Origin of the sequence: Variovorax sp. Varisp36 (genome assembly GCF_047304235.1) — a bacterium.
Lineage (GTDB): Bacteria > Pseudomonadota > Gammaproteobacteria > Burkholderiales > Burkholderiaceae_C > Variovorax.
The window spans coordinates 1-13,841 of sequence record NZ_JBGLYU010000007.1 but is presented as its reverse complement, the minus strand read 5'-3'; the positions used below and the strand labels follow the sequence as shown (position 1 = coordinate 13,841).

Sequence of the window (13,841 nt, the reverse complement as noted above, 5' to 3'; positions counted from 1 at the left end):
TCGGTGCGCACCGGTGCGACGGGTGGCACGGCCCGGGATACTGCAAGCCATCGTGGCTTCCAGAGGAACGACTATGTCTTTCGTGCTCTACCTGATCGGTTTCCTGATTTTCCTGGCCGGCCTCGCCTGGGGCGCCTCCGTGGCCGGCGTACCCTCGCTCTACATCGGCATCGGCGTGGTGATCCTGCTGGGCATCGGCATCTTCAGCGCGGTGAGCCGCACACGCAGCAAGGATCCTTCCTGAGTTCACGAAGGCTTCACGCCGCACGCACAGAGGGTCGCTAACTTCGCATGCGCATCGCGGAACGCGGTGCGCATTGCTTCAAGTCGGCGGCCTCCATGCACACTTCTTCTCCCAGTTCTTCTTCCAGTTTCTTTTCTCCCCTCTTTTCGCCTGCCTCTTCGGCAGCGCCTTCGCCCCTTCCCCCGGCCGACCATGTGGGCGGCCTCAAGGTCGACCTGCTCGTGGTGGGCGCGAGCTTTGCCGGCCTCGCCTGCGCGCGGGCGGCCGCCCTCGCGGGCCTCAGCGTGCTGGTGGTGGAGAAGAAGGCCAGCGCCGGGGCCAAGCTTCACACCACGGGCATCATCGTCAAGGACGCGGTCGACAGCGTGCCCTGGCTGTCAGAGGTGCCGCCCGCGCTCGTGCGCCGGATCGAAGGGGTGCGCCTGTATGCCCCCAACATGCGCCACGTCGACCTTCACGCACCAGGCTACTGGTTCTGGGCCACCGACGCGCCAGCGCTGCTCGACTGGATGGTGGGTTCGGCGCGCGACTGCGGCGTCGACGTGCGGCTGGGCACGCTGTTCGAGCAGGCACTGTGGGTCAACGGACACTGGGAAGTGCCGGTGACGCAGGGACCCTGCATCACGGCCACCTACCTCGTGGGCGCCGACGGGCCCCATTCGCGCGTTGCCAAGACGCTGGGACTGTCACGCAACACGCGCTTCCTCTACGGCATCGAGCATGAATACCAGGGCGCGCTGATGGCTCCGGGCCTGCTGCATTGCTTCATCGACCGCAGGCTCGCGCCCGGCTACATCGGCTGGGCGCTCCAGGGCGTGGGCGTCAGCCAGATCGGACTGGCGCGCCGCGTGGAGCGCCACCATGCCGGGGCGCTGAGGCTCGACCCCCTGCTGCGCAAGATCGCGCCGGTGGTCGCGCCCGGCGATGCGCCGCCGGTCGCGGTGCGCGCGGGCATGATCCCGTGCGGCGGCGTGCTGCCGGTGGTGGCGCGGGAACGGGCGCTGCTGGTGGGCGATGCGGCCGGCATGGTGTCGCCGGTAACGGCAGGCGGCATCCACACGGCGCTGCTGCACGGCCAGCGCGCGGGCGAGGCTGTTGCGCGCTTCGTGCGCCGCGAGGCCGGCGATCCCGCCACGTGGTTCGTGCGCAGCTACCCCGGCTTTCGCCTCAAGCGCACGCTGCGCTGGGCCTTCGACCACTTCCAGAGCGACTGGATGTTCAACCACCTGCTGGGGACGCCGCAGATGCGGCGGGTGGCCGAACTCATCTACTTCCACCGCAAGGGTGGATCGTCGCCAGAAAACTAGCCCGAAAGACGCTCAGGCGCCGCGTTGCCGCATCGCCTCGTAGAGGCACACGCCACTCGCCACCGAGACGTTCAGGCTCTCGACCGCGCCGGCCATCGGGATGCTCACCAGTTCGTCGCAGGTCTTGCGCGTGAGCTGCCGCATGCCTTCGCCCTCGGCGCCCAGCACCAGTGCCAGGGGGCGCTTGAAGTCGCTCTGATAGATCGTGCCCGGCGCGTCGTCGCTGGTGCCCACGCACCAGATGTTGCGTTCCTTGAGTTCGTTCAGCGTGCGCGCAAGGTTGGTGACCATGAAGTACGGCACCGTCTCGGCCGCGCCGCTCGCCACCTTGGCCACGGTGGCATTGATGCCGGCCGCGTGGTCCTTGGGGGCGATGACCGCGTGCGCGCCGGCGCCGTCGGCCACGCGCAGGCAGGCACCGAGGTTGTGCGGGTCGGTCACGCCGTCGAGCACCAGCAGCAGGGGCACGGTGCCGGCCTCTTCGAGGCCTTCGAGCAGTTCGTCGAGCGAGCGGACCTGTGCCACAGGTTCGACCCGCGCTACCACGCCCTGGTGGCCGTGGCTACCGCTGAGCTTGGACAGCCGCAGGCCATCGGCCTCGACCAGCCGCACGCCGGCTTCCTGCGCACGCGCGATGAACTGTTTCATGCGCGCATCGCGCCGGCTGGCGTCGAACATCACTTCGAGCACCGATTTCGGCGCGGTCTTGATGCGCACGCCCACGGCATGGAAGCCGAAGATCACTTTGGGAGAAGACATCCCCCGATTATCGAGTGCCGCGCGCCCCTGCCCTAAAGGCCCGTCAAGCGAGCGGCAAACCGCTGAGCGCGCGAGTGCGCTCGTCGTGCAGTTCCTGCACCGCCAGCGCACTCGGATGCACCTTCCCGCCATTGCCCACGCTCTCCAGGTACTGGCAGGCGGCATGGCCTTCGGCGGCCTTTTCGTAGCGCGCGATCCAGGCGTCGCGCGCGGGCAGCTTGTCGGGCGACACCGGCCACACGCCCGGCCGGGGCCGCATGTGGTCGCCGATGCCGATGCGCCAAGGCTTGGCGCTCACCCGGGCGCGAAAGCAGTTCTGGTTGCGGCACATGCGCGCGTAGATCTTGTCGACGCCCAGCGCCTGGAAGCAGTCGGCCACCGCGGTGTCGGACGGGCTGAAGACATCGTGCATCGCCAGCACCCGGAAGCCCGCGGGCGTGCGGTAGATGCGCAGGTTCCAGTCGGGGTGCTGCTGCATGAAGCGCGCGATGCGCTCGGCCGCCTGCTTCTCCGGTACGGGGTTGCCGCTGGGCTCGCCGCGCTTCTTGCGCCGCCCGATGACCCAGGCCACGGCGAAGACCACGATGGCCGCGATCAGTCCACCCAGCCAGGTCTTGGCGGCCCAGCCGCCGACCACGCCTGCGATCAGCGCCGGCACCAGCGCAAAGCCGAACACGCTGCCGCGCAGGGGCTCCTCGAAATCCATATCGACGAACAGCACATCGGGCGTATTGAGGCAGCGCGCGCCGTAGGTGTTGCGCGTGATGACGGTGTCGCCATGGCGCTCGACGATTTCCTCGCGGATCGGCACGCCATCGGCGCCGTTGTAGGGCACTTTGCGCTCGCGGCGGTCGAGCTTCTCGCCCTGGTGGACGATGCGGTCGAAGGCGTCGCGCGTGCGCCGGTCGGCATGCGCCTGCGCGGCGATCGGGCTCTCGTCGGACCAGCCGTAGCGGCGCACGGTGAACTGCTTGCCCGCGACACGCTCCTGGATACGACCTTCCGCCCAGAACTGGGGAACGATCATCGGTTCAAGCCCCTCCGCCGAAATACAGCCAGATCATGAGCGCGGCCATCGCGATGATCAACGCCGGCAGCCATCTGTAGCCACCGCCGTGCTCGCGGCCCGGTTCGTTCATCGAGCACCGGGGCATGTGCCGGGTCAGAGGGCCGAAGCCGATGCCCGACGGATCCTCGTGGTTGTCGACCAGCCGCTTCGCCGCGGCCAGGCTCAGGCCGGTGGCTTCGCGGGTAAGGCGGATGGCCTCGATCTTGTTGCCCCTCGCCAGGGCCGCGAGCGCGGTGGAGGGCATAGCCGCGAAGCCGCGGTCCTGCCTTGCGGCAGTGGGCGCGCGGCGTCCGCAGGCGGCATCGCCATCCCCTGCTTCCTGCCGGTCGGCGTAGCGATCCACGGCTTCCTTGGCCGCCTTGAGGTCCACGCCCGTGCGATTGCGCACGATCTTGATGGCCTCGATCATCCTGCCGCGCTGCAGCGCCAGGACGGCGTCCTGCGGAAGTTCCTCCATGGCTATCTCCTCGAGTTGACTCGCTATTCATTTGATAGCTTAGTGCGCTTGTCATGCGGGCGCCAGAGCCACTTTTTCATTAAGCGAGACGTGCCCGGCCTCGATCGTGATGCGGCGTTCGCACTGCGCCGCGATGCCGCGGTCGTGGGTGACGAGCACGAGCGTGGTGCCCAATTCGCGGTTGAGGTCGAACATCAGCCGCATCACCTGCTCGCCCGTTGCGAAGTCGAGGCTGCCGGTGGGCTCGTCGGCCAACAGCAGCGCGGGCTGGACCACGAAGGCACGTGCCAGCGCCACGCGCTGCTGTTCGCCGCCCGAGAGCACCTTGGGATAGTGGCCGAGCCGCTGCCCAAGCCCGACGCGGCCGAGCATTTCGGTGGCTGCCTTGCGGGCGTCCTTGCGGTTGGCCAACTCCAGCGGGAGCATCACATTTTCAAGCGCGCTGAGGTTGCCGAGCAGTTGGAAGCTCTGGAACACGAAGCCCACGCGCTGCGCCCGGACCGCTGCGCGCTCGTCCTCGTCGATGGCGAAGATGTCCTCGCCGGCGATGCGCACCGTGCCGCGCGTGGGCGTGTCCAGCCCCGCGATGATCGACAGCAAGGTGCTCTTGCCGGAGCCCGAGGCGCCGACGATGGCAGCGGTTTCCCGCGCGCCGAGGGTGAAATCGATGTCCTGCAGAATGTCCAGCGTGCCGGTCGAGTCCGTGACGGACTTGAAGACATGCTCGACGGCGACAATGGCATCAGACGGGGGTTGGGACATGGAAAGGCTTTGGTTTTGAATCGACGAGACTTTATCTTGACCACCGCCGCGCTCGGCAGCGCGGGGACATGGACGGCCGCGGCGCAGGCCCAGGCCGTGGCAACCGGCAAGCCGGTGATCCTGGTGCTCGGCGATTCGCTGAGCGCAGAGTACGGCCTCAAGCGCGGCGAAGGCTGGGTACCCTTGCTGGAAAAAAGGCTTGCGCAGCAGAAGATCCCGGCCACGGTGGTCAACGCCAGCATCAGCGGCGACACCAGTTCCGGTGGGCGAGCCCGCTTTGCGTCGCTGCTCGCGCAGCACAAGCCCAGCCACGTGGTGATCGAGCTCGGCGCCAACGACGCCTTGCGCGGCCTGCCGCTGTCGGACACGGAAAGCAACCTGCTGCAAATCGCCAGGGCCGCGCAGGCTGCGGGCGCGAAGGTGCTGATCGTCGGCATCCAGGTGCCGCCGAACTATGGCGGCGACTACACGCGGCGCTTCGAGGCGGTGTTTTCCAAGGTGGCTGGCGCCACCAGGTCCGCGCTCGTTCCCTTCCTGCTCAAGGGCGTGGCCGATGCGCCCGATGCGCTCTCGCTGTTCCAGTCCGACCGCATCCATCCGACGGCCGCGGCACAGCCGCAACTGCTCGACAACGTCTGGCCCGAATTGCGCAAGCTGCTGCCCAGGTAATGGAAAAAGCCGCCGCAGGCACAGGCCTGCGGCGGCTTCTTCTCGATCGGTACGCCAGGAGCGGATCAACCGTTCTTGGTGGGCAACTCGGGCACGGTGGGTGGATCGCGTTCGAGCGAGGCCATGTCGGTTTCCGGGTCTCCGGGGGCCAAGCCGTCGCTGCTCGGGCTGAGTTTGCGGTTCGCCTTTTCCCGGAGCTTCTCTTCCTTCTTTTTCTTCTTGGCCAGCTCTTTCTGGCGCTTCTCGTAGCCGTAATTGGGTGTTGCCACTGCTTCTCCTTGGGCGAGGCAGTCAGGGTGACTGCACGTGGCCTACTGTAAGCGATAACGGTGCGGTCTCGAGACGGTACCCCATGACGCTCGCAGGGAGCGCGAAGCGATTTTTTACATCCGCGCCAATGCCTGCTGAAGGTCGGCGCGCAGGTCCTCCACGTCTTCGAGGCCGATGGAAAAACGAACGAGCGTGCCCTTGTAGGGCCAGCGCGCCACGCCGGCGTCGCGCATCAGGCCGATGTCATAAGGCACCACGAGGCTGATCGGGCCGCCCCACGAGTAGCCGAGCCGGAACAGCCGCAGGCTGTCGCAGAAACGATCGACCTGCTCGGTGCTGTAGCGCTCGTCGAATACCACCGAGAACAGGCCCGCCGCGAGGTCGGTGGCGCCGCACAGCGCACGCCAGTGGGTGTGGCCCGGCGAGTCTTCGAGCGCGGGGTGCAGCACCTGCGCAATCTCTTCGCAGCCGTTGAGCCAGCCGGCCAGTTCGCGCGCCGAGCGGTCGTGCGCGGCATAGCGCAGCGCGATGCTGGGCAGCGAGCGCAGCAGCGTTTCCACGTCGCCCACGCCGATGCCCCAACCCATGCGCATGTGCGTGAGCTTGAGCGCGCGGTGCAGCCGCTCGTCGCGCGTGATCACGCTGCCCATGAGCACGTCGCCGCCGCCGCTCGGGTACTTGGTGAGCGCGTGCACCGAGATGTCGACGCCCTGCCCGCTGCCGTTGAAATCGAAGGGCGCGAAGGCCAGGCCCGCGCCCCAGGTGTTGTCGAGCGCCGTCATCACGCCGCGCGCGCGGCAGACGTTCACGAGCGCGGGCAGATCGGGAAACTCCATCGTCACCGAGCCCGCTGCTTCCACCCAGACCAGCCGCGTGCGGTCCGACAGCTTGGCCGCGAGGTCGGCCGGGTTCATCGCGTCGTACAGGCGATGGGTGATGCCGAAGTTCGCCAGTTCGCCGGTGGCAAGCGCCTTGTTGGGTCCGTAGGCGTTGTCCGGGATCAGCACCTCGTCGCCGGTCTTGAGGAAAGCGAACGAGACCAGCGAGATGGCCGCCAGCCCGCTGGGCACGAGCAGGCACTCGGTGCCGCCTTCGAGCGTGGCCAGGCGCTCTTCCAGCGTGAAGGTGGTGGGCGTGCCGTGCAGGCCGTAGGTGTAGCCGGCCTTGGTGCGCCAGTCGCGCGCGCGCATGGCGGCCACGTCGGCGAAGAACACCGTCGATGCCTTGAAAACGCCGGGCTGCGGCGCAGCGAAGGTGGCGGGCGGAACGTAGGGGTGGTGGATCAGGGTCGTGGAAGGCTTGCTCATGGGTGGATGCTATCGCGGCCGGCCCGGTGCCTCTGGAACGCGTTCCATCGCACAATGCGCGGATGGGCCAGAGCCCGCTTCATGGAAGAAGCTCGCGATCGTGCAACTGACGCGCCTTGCCCCTTCTCACCTGCGGCCCTTCGTGCGGCTGATGTGGGCCTCGTCGCCCGGGGGCAAGCCTGCCGAGCGCCCGGGTGTGCGCGAGCATGTGCTGCCCACCGGCGGCATGCACTTGGTCTTCCGGCTCTCGGGGCCGCCATTGCGCCTGTTTCGCGACGATGCCGATGCGCAGGGCTTCACGGTGGGCTACGCCATGGTAGGCGGCACCCGCTCGGCCTTCTTCGTGCGCGATGTGTCCGTTGCGACGCGTTCGGTCGGCGTCATGCTGCAGCCGGGCGCGGCCAGGGCGCTGCTCGGGGCGCCGGAAGATGCGCTGGCCGGGCGCCACACCCCGCTCGAAGCGCTCTGGGGTGCCGATGCGGGCTTCGCGCTCGAACAGCTGCACGGCACCGACTCGCAGGCGCGGCAGCTCGCCATCGTCGCAGCCCTGCTGAGCGCGCGCCTTGCCTCGTCCTCCCTGCGCGGCCTGCACCCCGCGGTGGCGCAGGCACTGGCCCGGATGTCCAGCGCGAGTGCCAACGACAACGACGGGCAAGCCGGTGCCATCGGCGAACTGGTGAAGCAAAGCGGCTACAGCCACAGGCGCTTCATCGCGCTCTTTCGCGGCATGACCGGCCTGGCACCCAAGCAGTACGCGCGCATGCTGCGCTTCGACCGCGTGATCGGCCAGTTCGCCACCGCCCCGGCCCAACGCTGGGTCGAGCTGGCGCTGCAGGCCGGCTACAGCGACCAGGCGCACTTCAATCGCGACTTCCTGGCCATTGCCGGCATGTCGCCGCAGGCGTACCGGCGGGCGGCGCCGGCGTCCTCGCGGCACGTGCGGATCTGAGCGGCCTGCTACGCCCCCGCAGGTCAAAATTGTTCAAGACCCGATTTGCGGCGAGCGCCAGAATCGCGCCCATCTCAACCCGAAGGGACAACAAACCATGGCGATCCACGAGCTGTTTCCGTACCTCTGCGTCCATGATGCCGGCGCAGCCATCGAGTTCTACTGCAAGGTCTTCGAGGTGAAGGAAATCTTTCGCCTGACCGAACCCAGCGGACGCATCGGCCACGCGGAGCTGGACTTCCACAACGGCGCGATCCTGATGATCTCGGACGAATTCGCCGAGTTCAACATCCACAGTGCGAAGACGCTGGGCGGCACGGCCGTCACGCTGCACCTGCATGTGGACGATGCCGACACGTTGGTGGCGCGCGCAGTCGCTGCAGGCGCCACGCTCGACATGGCACCGCAGGATCAGTTCTACGGGGAACGCTCCGGCGTTTTTCGCGACCCCTTCGGCCATCGCTGGAACGTGGGGCACAGCATCGAAAAGCTGACGCCGGAAGAAATGCAGCGGCGCTACACCGAGATGCTCGGCGGCGCCGGCTGAGAAATCAGACCGACCACTTCTCGATCAGCTTCTCGGCGCCGAGCGAGTCGTAGCCTTCGAAGGGCTGGTGGATCCAGGGGTTCGTCGCCAGGTATTCGACCGAGTAGTCAGGCGTGAAGGTCGACAGCGCCTTCGTCCAGATCACCGCGCTGCGCAGTTCGGTGATCGGCTTGTAGTTGTTGCGCAGCATGTCCATCACGGCGTGCAGCGTGTGGCCCGAGTCGGCCAGGTCGTCGACCAGCAGCACCCTGCCAGCGATCTCGCCCTTGGGTGTCGTGATGAAGCGCGCGATGTCGAGATGGCCCTGCACCGTGCCCGCGTCAGCGCGGTACGAGCTGGTCGACATGATGGCCAGCGGCTTGCTGAAGATGCGCGAGAGCACATCGCCAGGGCGCATGCCGCCGCGCGCCAGGCACAGGATGGTGTCGAACTGCCATTCCGACTGGTACACCTTGATCGCGAGCTTCTCGATCAGGTTGTGGTATTCGTCGTAGCTGACGTAGAGATGCTTGCCGTCTTCGGTCAACATGGGTCTTTTTTCCTCTTCAGTCGGCCAAGTAGGGGTGGCGCATCATGATCGTGTGGTCGCGGTCGGGGCTGGTCGACACCATGTGGATCGGCACACCGGTGATCTGCTCGATGCGCTGCAGGTAAAGGCGCGCATTGACCGGCAGCTTGTCGTACTGCGTGACGCCCACGGTGCTCTCGGTCCAGCCTTCGAGGGTTTCGTAGATCGGCGTGCAGCGCTCGATCTCGTCCGCGCCCATCGGCAGGATGTCGGTGGTCTCGCCGTCGAGTTCGTAGCCGGTGCACAGCTCGAGCTTCTCGAGGCCGTCGAGCACGTCGAGCTTGGTGATGCACAGGCCCGACAGGCCGTTGACCTGCGCCGAGCGCTTGAGCAGCGCGGCGTCGAACCAGCCGCAACGGCGGCTGCGTCCGGTGGTCACGCCCTTTTCGGCGCCCACGGTGCTCATGTGATAACCGGGGGTGCCGGGCGTGGCCCAGTCGAGTTCGGTGGGGAACGGACCGCCGCCCACGCGCGTGCAATAGGCCTTGGTGATGCCGAGGATGTAGTGCAGCATGCCCGGGCCCACGCCCGAACCGGCGGCGGCATTGCCGGCCACGCAGTTGCTGGAGGTGACGTACGGATAGGTGCCGTGATCGACGTCGAGCAGCGTGCCCTGGGCGCCTTCGAACAGCAGGTTGGCGCCGTTCCTGTTCGCGTCGTTCAGTTCGCGCGAGACGTCGGCCATCATGGGCTTGAGCAGCTCGGCGTGCCTCATCGCTTCGTTGAAGACTTCGTCGAAATCGATGGCCGGCGCGCTCAGCACCTGCGTCAGCACGTGGTTGTGCAGGTCGAGCAGCACGCGCAGCTTGGTGGCGAAGCGCTCGGGGTGCTTCAGGTCCTGCACGCGCAGTGCGCGGCGTGCGATCTTGTCTTCGTAGGCCGGGCCGATGCCGCGGCCGGTGGTGCCGATCTTCTCGATGCCGCCCTTTTCGCGGTAGGCCTCGCGCGCGATGTCCAGCGCGGCATGGAATGGCAGGATCAGCGGGCAGGCCTCGCTGATGCGCAGGCGCGAACGCACCTCGACGCCAGCCTTCTCCAGCCCTTCGATTTCCTCGAACAGCTTGGCCGCCGACAGCACCACGCCGTTGCCGATGTAGCACTTGACGCCGGGTCGCATGATGCCGCTCGGGATCAGGTGCAACGCGGTTTTCACACCGTTGATGACCAGCGTGTGGCCCGCGTTGTGGCCGCCCTGGAAACGGACCACGCCCTGGGCGCTTTCCGTCAGCCAGTCGACCAGCTTGCCTTTGCCTTCGTCGCCCCATTGGGTACCGACGACGACCACGTTTCTTCCGGTGGTTACGCTCATGCTCGTTCCATTACTTCAAAAATTCAGATCGCTCGGACACTCCACTGGCCTGCTTGCTCGACGAGCTCGCGGTCGCAGTGGAATTCATCGATTTCGCTGCCATGGCCCGGCAGCACGCAGACTACCGTTTCACCGGACTTGCGCAATTGGGCAATCGCCTGACGCAGGCCGGCCGCATCGCTCCAGGGCGCGCGGATGGCGGCGCGCAGCGGGCGGGCCGGCAGCACGCCGACCAGCTCGCGCACGTCGAGGCTGAAGCCGACGGCCGGACGGTTGCGGCCGAACACGGCCCCCACTTCGTCGTAGCGGCCGCCGCGCACCAGCGAATCGGCCGCGCCGGGCACGTAGATGCCGAAGCGCATGCCGCTGTAGTACGCATAACCGCGCAGGTCGGCCAGGTCGAAGCTGATCTGGCGGCCGGCTACGCCCTGGAGGCCGGCAGCGAGCTGCTTCAGGTCGGCCAGCGCGGCGCCGACGGCAGGCGTGCCCTTCAAGGCATTGGTGGCCTCGTCGAGCACCGACGCGTCGCCGTACAGCTGGACCAGGGCGCGCAGCCCTTCGCGCGAGGCGGCAGGGAAGTCCTTGGTGAGTGAAGCGAGCTCGCTCGCGTCCTTGGCGGCCAGCGCAGCGTGCACCCGGGCCAGCGTGGCGGCATCGACCGGTACGCCGGCGAACAGCGCGCGCACGATGCGGGCATCGGCCATGTCGACGATCACGCCTTCGCGCAGGCCGGCGGCGTCGAGGCAGTCGAGCGCCAGCAGCAGGGTTTCGGTGTCGGCCTCGAGCCCGGCATGGCCGTAGATCTCGGCGCCGAACTGCAGCGGCTCACGGGTGGCGTGCGGGCGGTCGGGCCGGGTATGGAGCACCGGGCCGCAGTAGCACAGGCGGGCCACGCCGTCGCGGTTCAGCAGATGGGCATCGATGCGCGCCACCTGAGGGGTGGTGTCGGCGCGAAGGCCCATGCTGCGACCGGAGAGCTGGTCCACGAGCTTGAAGGTTTGGAGGTCGAGCGCCTCGCCGGTGCCCGAGAGCAGCGATTCGAGGTGTTCGAGCAGCGGCGGCATCACCAGCTCGTAGCCATAGCCACGGGCGGTATCGAGCAGCTGGCGTCGAAGTTCTTCGATGTGGCGCGCCTCTGAGGGCAGCACATCGGCAATGTGATCCGGGAGGACCCAGGCGGACATGGGGATCGAGGGCGTGGTTAAACCGGAATTCTACCGGGACCGCGCTACCCCAAGATCCAGAGCAGTAGCAAACCCAGCAGGATGCTGCAAAGTCCGAAGAAACGAAGCTGGCCGTCACGCAGCTGCATGAGCTGGCCGAAGCCGCGCCGCCACCCTCCCGGCGAGACGAAAGGCAGGATGCCTTCGATCACCAGGACGAGCGCCAGCGCGCTCCAGAAAGTGTCAGCGCTCACGGCTCCTGGGGACGGCTGCGAATCAACGACGGGAAGCGTTGGTGTTCGAACCCGAACCTTGCATGGCGCGGAAGAAGTCCGAGGATGGATCGAGCACCATCACGTCGCTCTTCTTGTTGAAGCTCTGTTTGTAGGCTTCGAGGCTTCGGTAGAACTGAGCGAACTGCGGGTCGCGGCCAAAGGCCTCGCTGTACGTGGAAGCGGCCTGGGCATCACCCTCGCCCTTGATCTTCTGCGCGTCGCGGTAGGCGTTCGCCACGATCACTTCGCGCTGGCGGTCAGCGTCGGCGCGGATCTTCTCGCCTTCGGCCGTGCCGGTCGAACGCAGCTCGTTGGCCACGCGCTTGCGCTCGGCTTCCATGCGGCGGTAGACCGATTCGGTGATGGCTTCCACATAGTCGACACGCGTGATGCGCACGTCGACCACGTCCACGCCCCAGGGCTTGGCACCCTTCACCACCGACAGCACTTCGCGCTGCACGTCGGCCATCAGGGCCTCGCGGCGCACCGAGATCAGGTCGCGCACGGTGCGCTTGTTGATGTTTTCCTGGAACGCATTTCGCACCACGCGGTTGAGCTGCATGGCGCCGGCGTTCTCGTCGAGGCCGACATTGCGGATGTAGGCTTGCGGGTCGCTGATGCGCCAACGCACATACCAGTCGATCACCACACGCTGCTTCTCGGCAGTGAGCATCGGCTCGGTGTCCACGCTCGACAGCGTCAGCAGGCGCTTGTCGATGTACGACACGTTCTGGAACGGCGGCGGCAGCTTGAAGTTGAGGCCGGGCTCTGTGATGACCTGCTTGATCTGGCCAAGCGCATAGACCACGCCGAATTGCCGCTGGTCGACCACGAAAAGGGTCGAGCTTGCCAACACCAGCAGCACGAGGATCGAGGTGGCGATGAATCCGATTCTGTTCATATTCTTTCGGGCCTTTTTCAACGCACGTCGCGGTCACGCGAGCGGCCATCGCGGGCACGCACGTCGTTCGTCGCAGGGGCCACCGGAATCACCGAGGACTGGGCCGGTGCAGTGCCGGCAACGTTCGGGCTGGCCGCGTCGACCGGCGTGGCCGCCGCATTGTTGCCGCTCAGCTGCATGAGCTTGTCGAGCGGCAGGTACAGCAGGTTGGAGCCCTGCTTGCTATCGACCAGCACCTTCGTCGTGCTGGCGTAGATCTGCTGCATGGCGTCGGTGTACATGCGGTCGCGCGTCACCTGCGGGGCCTTCTGGTATTCGGCCAGCACCGCACTGAAGCGGCCGGCATCACCCTGGGCCTGCGCCACGATCCGCGCCTTGTAGGCCTCGGACTCTTCCTTCAGGCGCGAAGCCGTACCGGTGGCGAGCGGCACCACGTTGTTGGCATAGGCCTGCGCATCGTTCTTGGTGCGCTCGCGCTCCTGGCCAGCCTTGAGCACGTCGTCGAACGCGGCCTGCACCTGCTCGGGCGGACGCACACCGCCCTGCTGCAGGTTGATGCCGACGACTTCGACGCCGATCTTGTAGCGGTCGAGAATGGTCTGCATCAGCGCGCGCACGCGCGGTGCGATCTGATCGCGCTCTTCGGCCAGCGCGGCGTCCATCTTCATCTTGCCGACCACCTCGCGCACCGAGGTCTCGGCCACCTGCACGACGGTGTCGGCGGGCGACTTGCTTTCGTAGAGCCAGGCACGCGGATCGCTCAGGCGGTACTGCACGGCGAACTTGATCTCGACGATGTTCTCGTCTTCGGTCAGCATGGCCGACTCGCGCAGCCCGGTGGAGCGCACGATGGCGTCGCGGCCGACGTCGGCGGAACGGATCTGCGTGGTCACCACCACCTCGTGGCGCTGGATCGGGTACGGCAGTCGCCAGTTGAAGCCGGCGCCCACGGTGCTCTTGTAGCGGCCGAACTGTGTGATGACGGCCTGCTGGCCCTCGTTCACGATGAAGAAGCCGGTGCCGAGCCAGATCAGGATCACCACTGCCGCCACGAGACCGAGGCCGAATCCTGCATTCTTCATGTCGGGCCTGTAGCCGTTGCCGCCACCATTGCCGCCGTTGGGGCGGTTGCTGCCGCCCTTGCCACCGAAGAAGCCACCGAGCTTGCGATTGAGGTCGCGCCAGAGTTCATCGAGGTCGGGAGGACCTTGATTGGGACCCTGTCCCCGAGGGCGGTTGTCGTTGTTGCCGCCATTGCTCGAAGGCGGTGGGGTCGGTGCGCCCG

Annotated in this window: 17 protein-coding genes; 5 read left to right on the top strand and 12 right to left on the bottom strand. The window is 67.1% G+C overall.

Annotated elements, in window-relative coordinates; all coding sequences use genetic code 11:
• Nucleotides 1–73: 73 nt before the first annotated feature.
• Together ACCD11_RS06345 and ACCD11_RS06340 are read left to right on the top strand one after the other, a co-directional pair.
• Nucleotides 74–244 carry a hypothetical protein gene (locus ACCD11_RS06345; protein ID WP_007828319.1) on the top strand — a complete coding sequence of 57 codons (171 nt, stop codon included), beginning with the start codon at nucleotides 74–76 and terminating at the stop codon, nucleotides 242–244.
• Between the two features lie 95 nt (nucleotides 245–339).
• A complete protein-coding gene (locus tag ACCD11_RS06340; RefSeq protein ID WP_413313035.1) occupies nucleotides 340–1,551 on the top strand; it encodes an NAD(P)/FAD-dependent oxidoreductase in 1,212 nt (403 codons plus the stop codon).
• Between the two features lie 12 nt (nucleotides 1,552–1,563).
• On the opposite strand, the gene rlmB is transcribed toward ACCD11_RS06340, so the two are convergent.
• From rlmB to ACCD11_RS06320, 4 genes are read right to left on the bottom strand one after another with little or no spacing between them, the layout of a single operon-like run.
• Complete coding sequence (rlmB, locus tag ACCD11_RS06335; protein ID WP_007828317.1) at nucleotides 1,564–2,310, bottom strand: 23S rRNA (guanosine(2251)-2'-O)-methyltransferase RlmB; 747 nt, start codon at nucleotides 2,308–2,310, stop codon at nucleotides 1,564–1,566.
• A gap of 43 nt (nucleotides 2,311–2,353) precedes the next feature.
• The gene (locus ACCD11_RS06330) at nucleotides 2,354–3,337 is read right to left on the bottom strand and encodes a hypothetical protein (RefSeq protein ID WP_413313033.1); all 984 of its coding nucleotides are present in this window, start codon (nucleotides 3,335–3,337) and stop codon (nucleotides 2,354–2,356) included.
• 4 nt (nucleotides 3,338–3,341) lie between these two features.
• Nucleotides 3,342–3,836 (bottom strand): hypothetical protein, encoded by a 495-nt coding sequence (locus tag ACCD11_RS06325; protein WP_413313031.1) that lies wholly within the window; start codon nucleotides 3,834–3,836, stop codon nucleotides 3,342–3,344.
• Nucleotides 3,837–3,887: 51 nt separating this feature from the next.
• Nucleotides 3,888–4,598, bottom strand: a complete 711-nt coding sequence (locus ACCD11_RS06320) for an ABC transporter ATP-binding protein (RefSeq protein ID WP_007828312.1) — start codon at nucleotides 4,596–4,598, stop codon at nucleotides 3,888–3,890.
• Between the two features lie 36 nt (nucleotides 4,599–4,634).
• Between ACCD11_RS06320 and ACCD11_RS06315 the strand changes: the two genes are divergently transcribed.
• On the top strand, nucleotides 4,635–5,267 hold the full coding sequence (locus ACCD11_RS06315) for an arylesterase (protein WP_413313029.1): 633 nt from the start codon (nucleotides 4,635–4,637) through the stop codon (nucleotides 5,265–5,267).
• Between the two features lie 65 nt (nucleotides 5,268–5,332).
• Here ACCD11_RS06315 and ACCD11_RS06310 read toward each other — a convergent pair whose 3' ends face one another.
• Together ACCD11_RS06310 and ACCD11_RS06305 are read right to left on the bottom strand one after the other, a co-directional pair.
• The gene (locus ACCD11_RS06310; RefSeq protein WP_007828308.1) at nucleotides 5,333–5,536 is read right to left on the bottom strand and encodes a hypothetical protein; all 204 of its coding nucleotides are present in this window, start codon (nucleotides 5,534–5,536) and stop codon (nucleotides 5,333–5,335) included.
• 114 nt (nucleotides 5,537–5,650) lie between these two features.
• Complete coding sequence (locus tag ACCD11_RS06305) at nucleotides 5,651–6,844, bottom strand: PLP-dependent transferase (protein WP_007828307.1); 1,194 nt, start codon at nucleotides 6,842–6,844, stop codon at nucleotides 5,651–5,653.
• Nucleotides 6,845–6,944: 100 nt separating this feature from the next.
• On the opposite strand from ACCD11_RS06305, the gene ACCD11_RS06300 reads away from it, so the two are divergent.
• Both ACCD11_RS06300 and ACCD11_RS06295 read left to right on the top strand, forming a co-directional pair.
• Nucleotides 6,945–7,793 (top strand): helix-turn-helix domain-containing protein, encoded by an 849-nt coding sequence (locus tag ACCD11_RS06300; RefSeq protein WP_413313027.1) that lies wholly within the window; start codon nucleotides 6,945–6,947, stop codon nucleotides 7,791–7,793.
• 97 nt (nucleotides 7,794–7,890) lie between these two features.
• Nucleotides 7,891–8,340, top strand: coding sequence for a VOC family protein (locus ACCD11_RS06295; protein WP_056598137.1), 450 nt, complete (start codon nucleotides 7,891–7,893; stop codon nucleotides 8,338–8,340).
• A gap of 4 nt (nucleotides 8,341–8,344) precedes the next feature.
• Here the strand turns inward: ACCD11_RS06295 and ACCD11_RS06290 are convergent, their stop codons facing one another.
• From ACCD11_RS06290 to hflK, 6 genes are all read right to left on the bottom strand, one after another.
• Nucleotides 8,345–8,869 (bottom strand): phosphoribosyltransferase, encoded by a 525-nt coding sequence (locus ACCD11_RS06290; RefSeq protein WP_007828299.1) that lies wholly within the window; start codon nucleotides 8,867–8,869, stop codon nucleotides 8,345–8,347.
• 16 nt (nucleotides 8,870–8,885) lie between these two features.
• Nucleotides 8,886–10,217, bottom strand: coding sequence for an adenylosuccinate synthase (locus ACCD11_RS06285; protein WP_007828298.1), 1,332 nt, complete (start codon nucleotides 10,215–10,217; stop codon nucleotides 8,886–8,888).
• Between the two features lie 23 nt (nucleotides 10,218–10,240).
• Entirely contained in the window at nucleotides 10,241–11,401 is a 1,161-nt protein-coding gene (locus tag ACCD11_RS06280) for an ATP phosphoribosyltransferase regulatory subunit (RefSeq protein WP_413313025.1), read from the bottom strand.
• 44 nt (nucleotides 11,402–11,445) lie between these two features.
• Nucleotides 11,446–11,634 (bottom strand): DUF2065 domain-containing protein, encoded by a 189-nt coding sequence (locus ACCD11_RS06275; RefSeq protein WP_042672606.1) that lies wholly within the window; start codon nucleotides 11,632–11,634, stop codon nucleotides 11,446–11,448.
• Between the two features lie 22 nt (nucleotides 11,635–11,656).
• Nucleotides 11,657–12,556 (bottom strand): protease modulator HflC, encoded by a 900-nt coding sequence (gene hflC, locus ACCD11_RS06270; protein ID WP_007828296.1) that lies wholly within the window; start codon nucleotides 12,554–12,556, stop codon nucleotides 11,657–11,659.
• Nucleotides 12,557–12,573: 17 nt separating this feature from the next.
• Nucleotides 12,574–13,841: FtsH protease activity modulator HflK (gene hflK, locus ACCD11_RS06265; RefSeq protein WP_413313022.1), on the bottom strand; the 1,268-nt coding region annotated here is incomplete at its 5' end.

What these genes read in the sequence shown, in the direction of transcription:
- ACCD11_RS06345 (WP_007828319.1), top strand. Translation starts at nt 74, where the DNA reads ATGTCTTTCGTGCTCTACCTGATCGGTTTCCTGATTTTCCTGGCCGGC.
- ACCD11_RS06340 (WP_413313035.1), top strand. Translation starts at nt 340, where the DNA reads ATGCACACTTCTTCTCCCAGTTCTTCTTCCAGTTTCTTTTCTCCCCTC.
- rlmB (WP_007828317.1), bottom strand. Translation starts at nt 2,310, where the DNA reads ATGTCTTCTCCCAAAGTGATCTTCGGCTTCCATGCCGTGGGCGTGCGC.
- ACCD11_RS06330 (WP_413313033.1), bottom strand. Translation starts at nt 3,337, where the DNA reads ATGATCGTTCCCCAGTTCTGGGCGGAAGGTCGTATCCAGGAGCGTGTC.
- ACCD11_RS06325 (WP_413313031.1), bottom strand. Translation starts at nt 3,836, where the DNA reads ATGGAGGAACTTCCGCAGGACGCCGTCCTGGCGCTGCAGCGCGGCAGG.
- ACCD11_RS06320 (WP_007828312.1), bottom strand. Translation starts at nt 4,598, where the DNA reads ATGTCCCAACCCCCGTCTGATGCCATTGTCGCCGTCGAGCATGTCTTC.
- ACCD11_RS06305 (WP_007828307.1), bottom strand. Translation starts at nt 6,844, where the DNA reads ATGAGCAAGCCTTCCACGACCCTGATCCACCACCCCTACGTTCCGCCC.
- ACCD11_RS06295 (WP_056598137.1), top strand. Translation starts at nt 7,891, where the DNA reads ATGGCGATCCACGAGCTGTTTCCGTACCTCTGCGTCCATGATGCCGGC.
- ACCD11_RS06290 (WP_007828299.1), bottom strand. Translation starts at nt 8,869, where the DNA reads ATGTTGACCGAAGACGGCAAGCATCTCTACGTCAGCTACGACGAATAC.
- ACCD11_RS06285 (WP_007828298.1), bottom strand. Translation starts at nt 10,217, where the DNA reads ATGAGCGTAACCACCGGAAGAAACGTGGTCGTCGTCGGTACCCAATGG.
- ACCD11_RS06280 (WP_413313025.1), bottom strand. Translation starts at nt 11,401, where the DNA reads ATGTCCGCCTGGGTCCTCCCGGATCACATTGCCGATGTGCTGCCCTCA.
- hflC (WP_007828296.1), bottom strand. Translation starts at nt 12,556, where the DNA reads ATGAACAGAATCGGATTCATCGCCACCTCGATCCTCGTGCTGCTGGTG.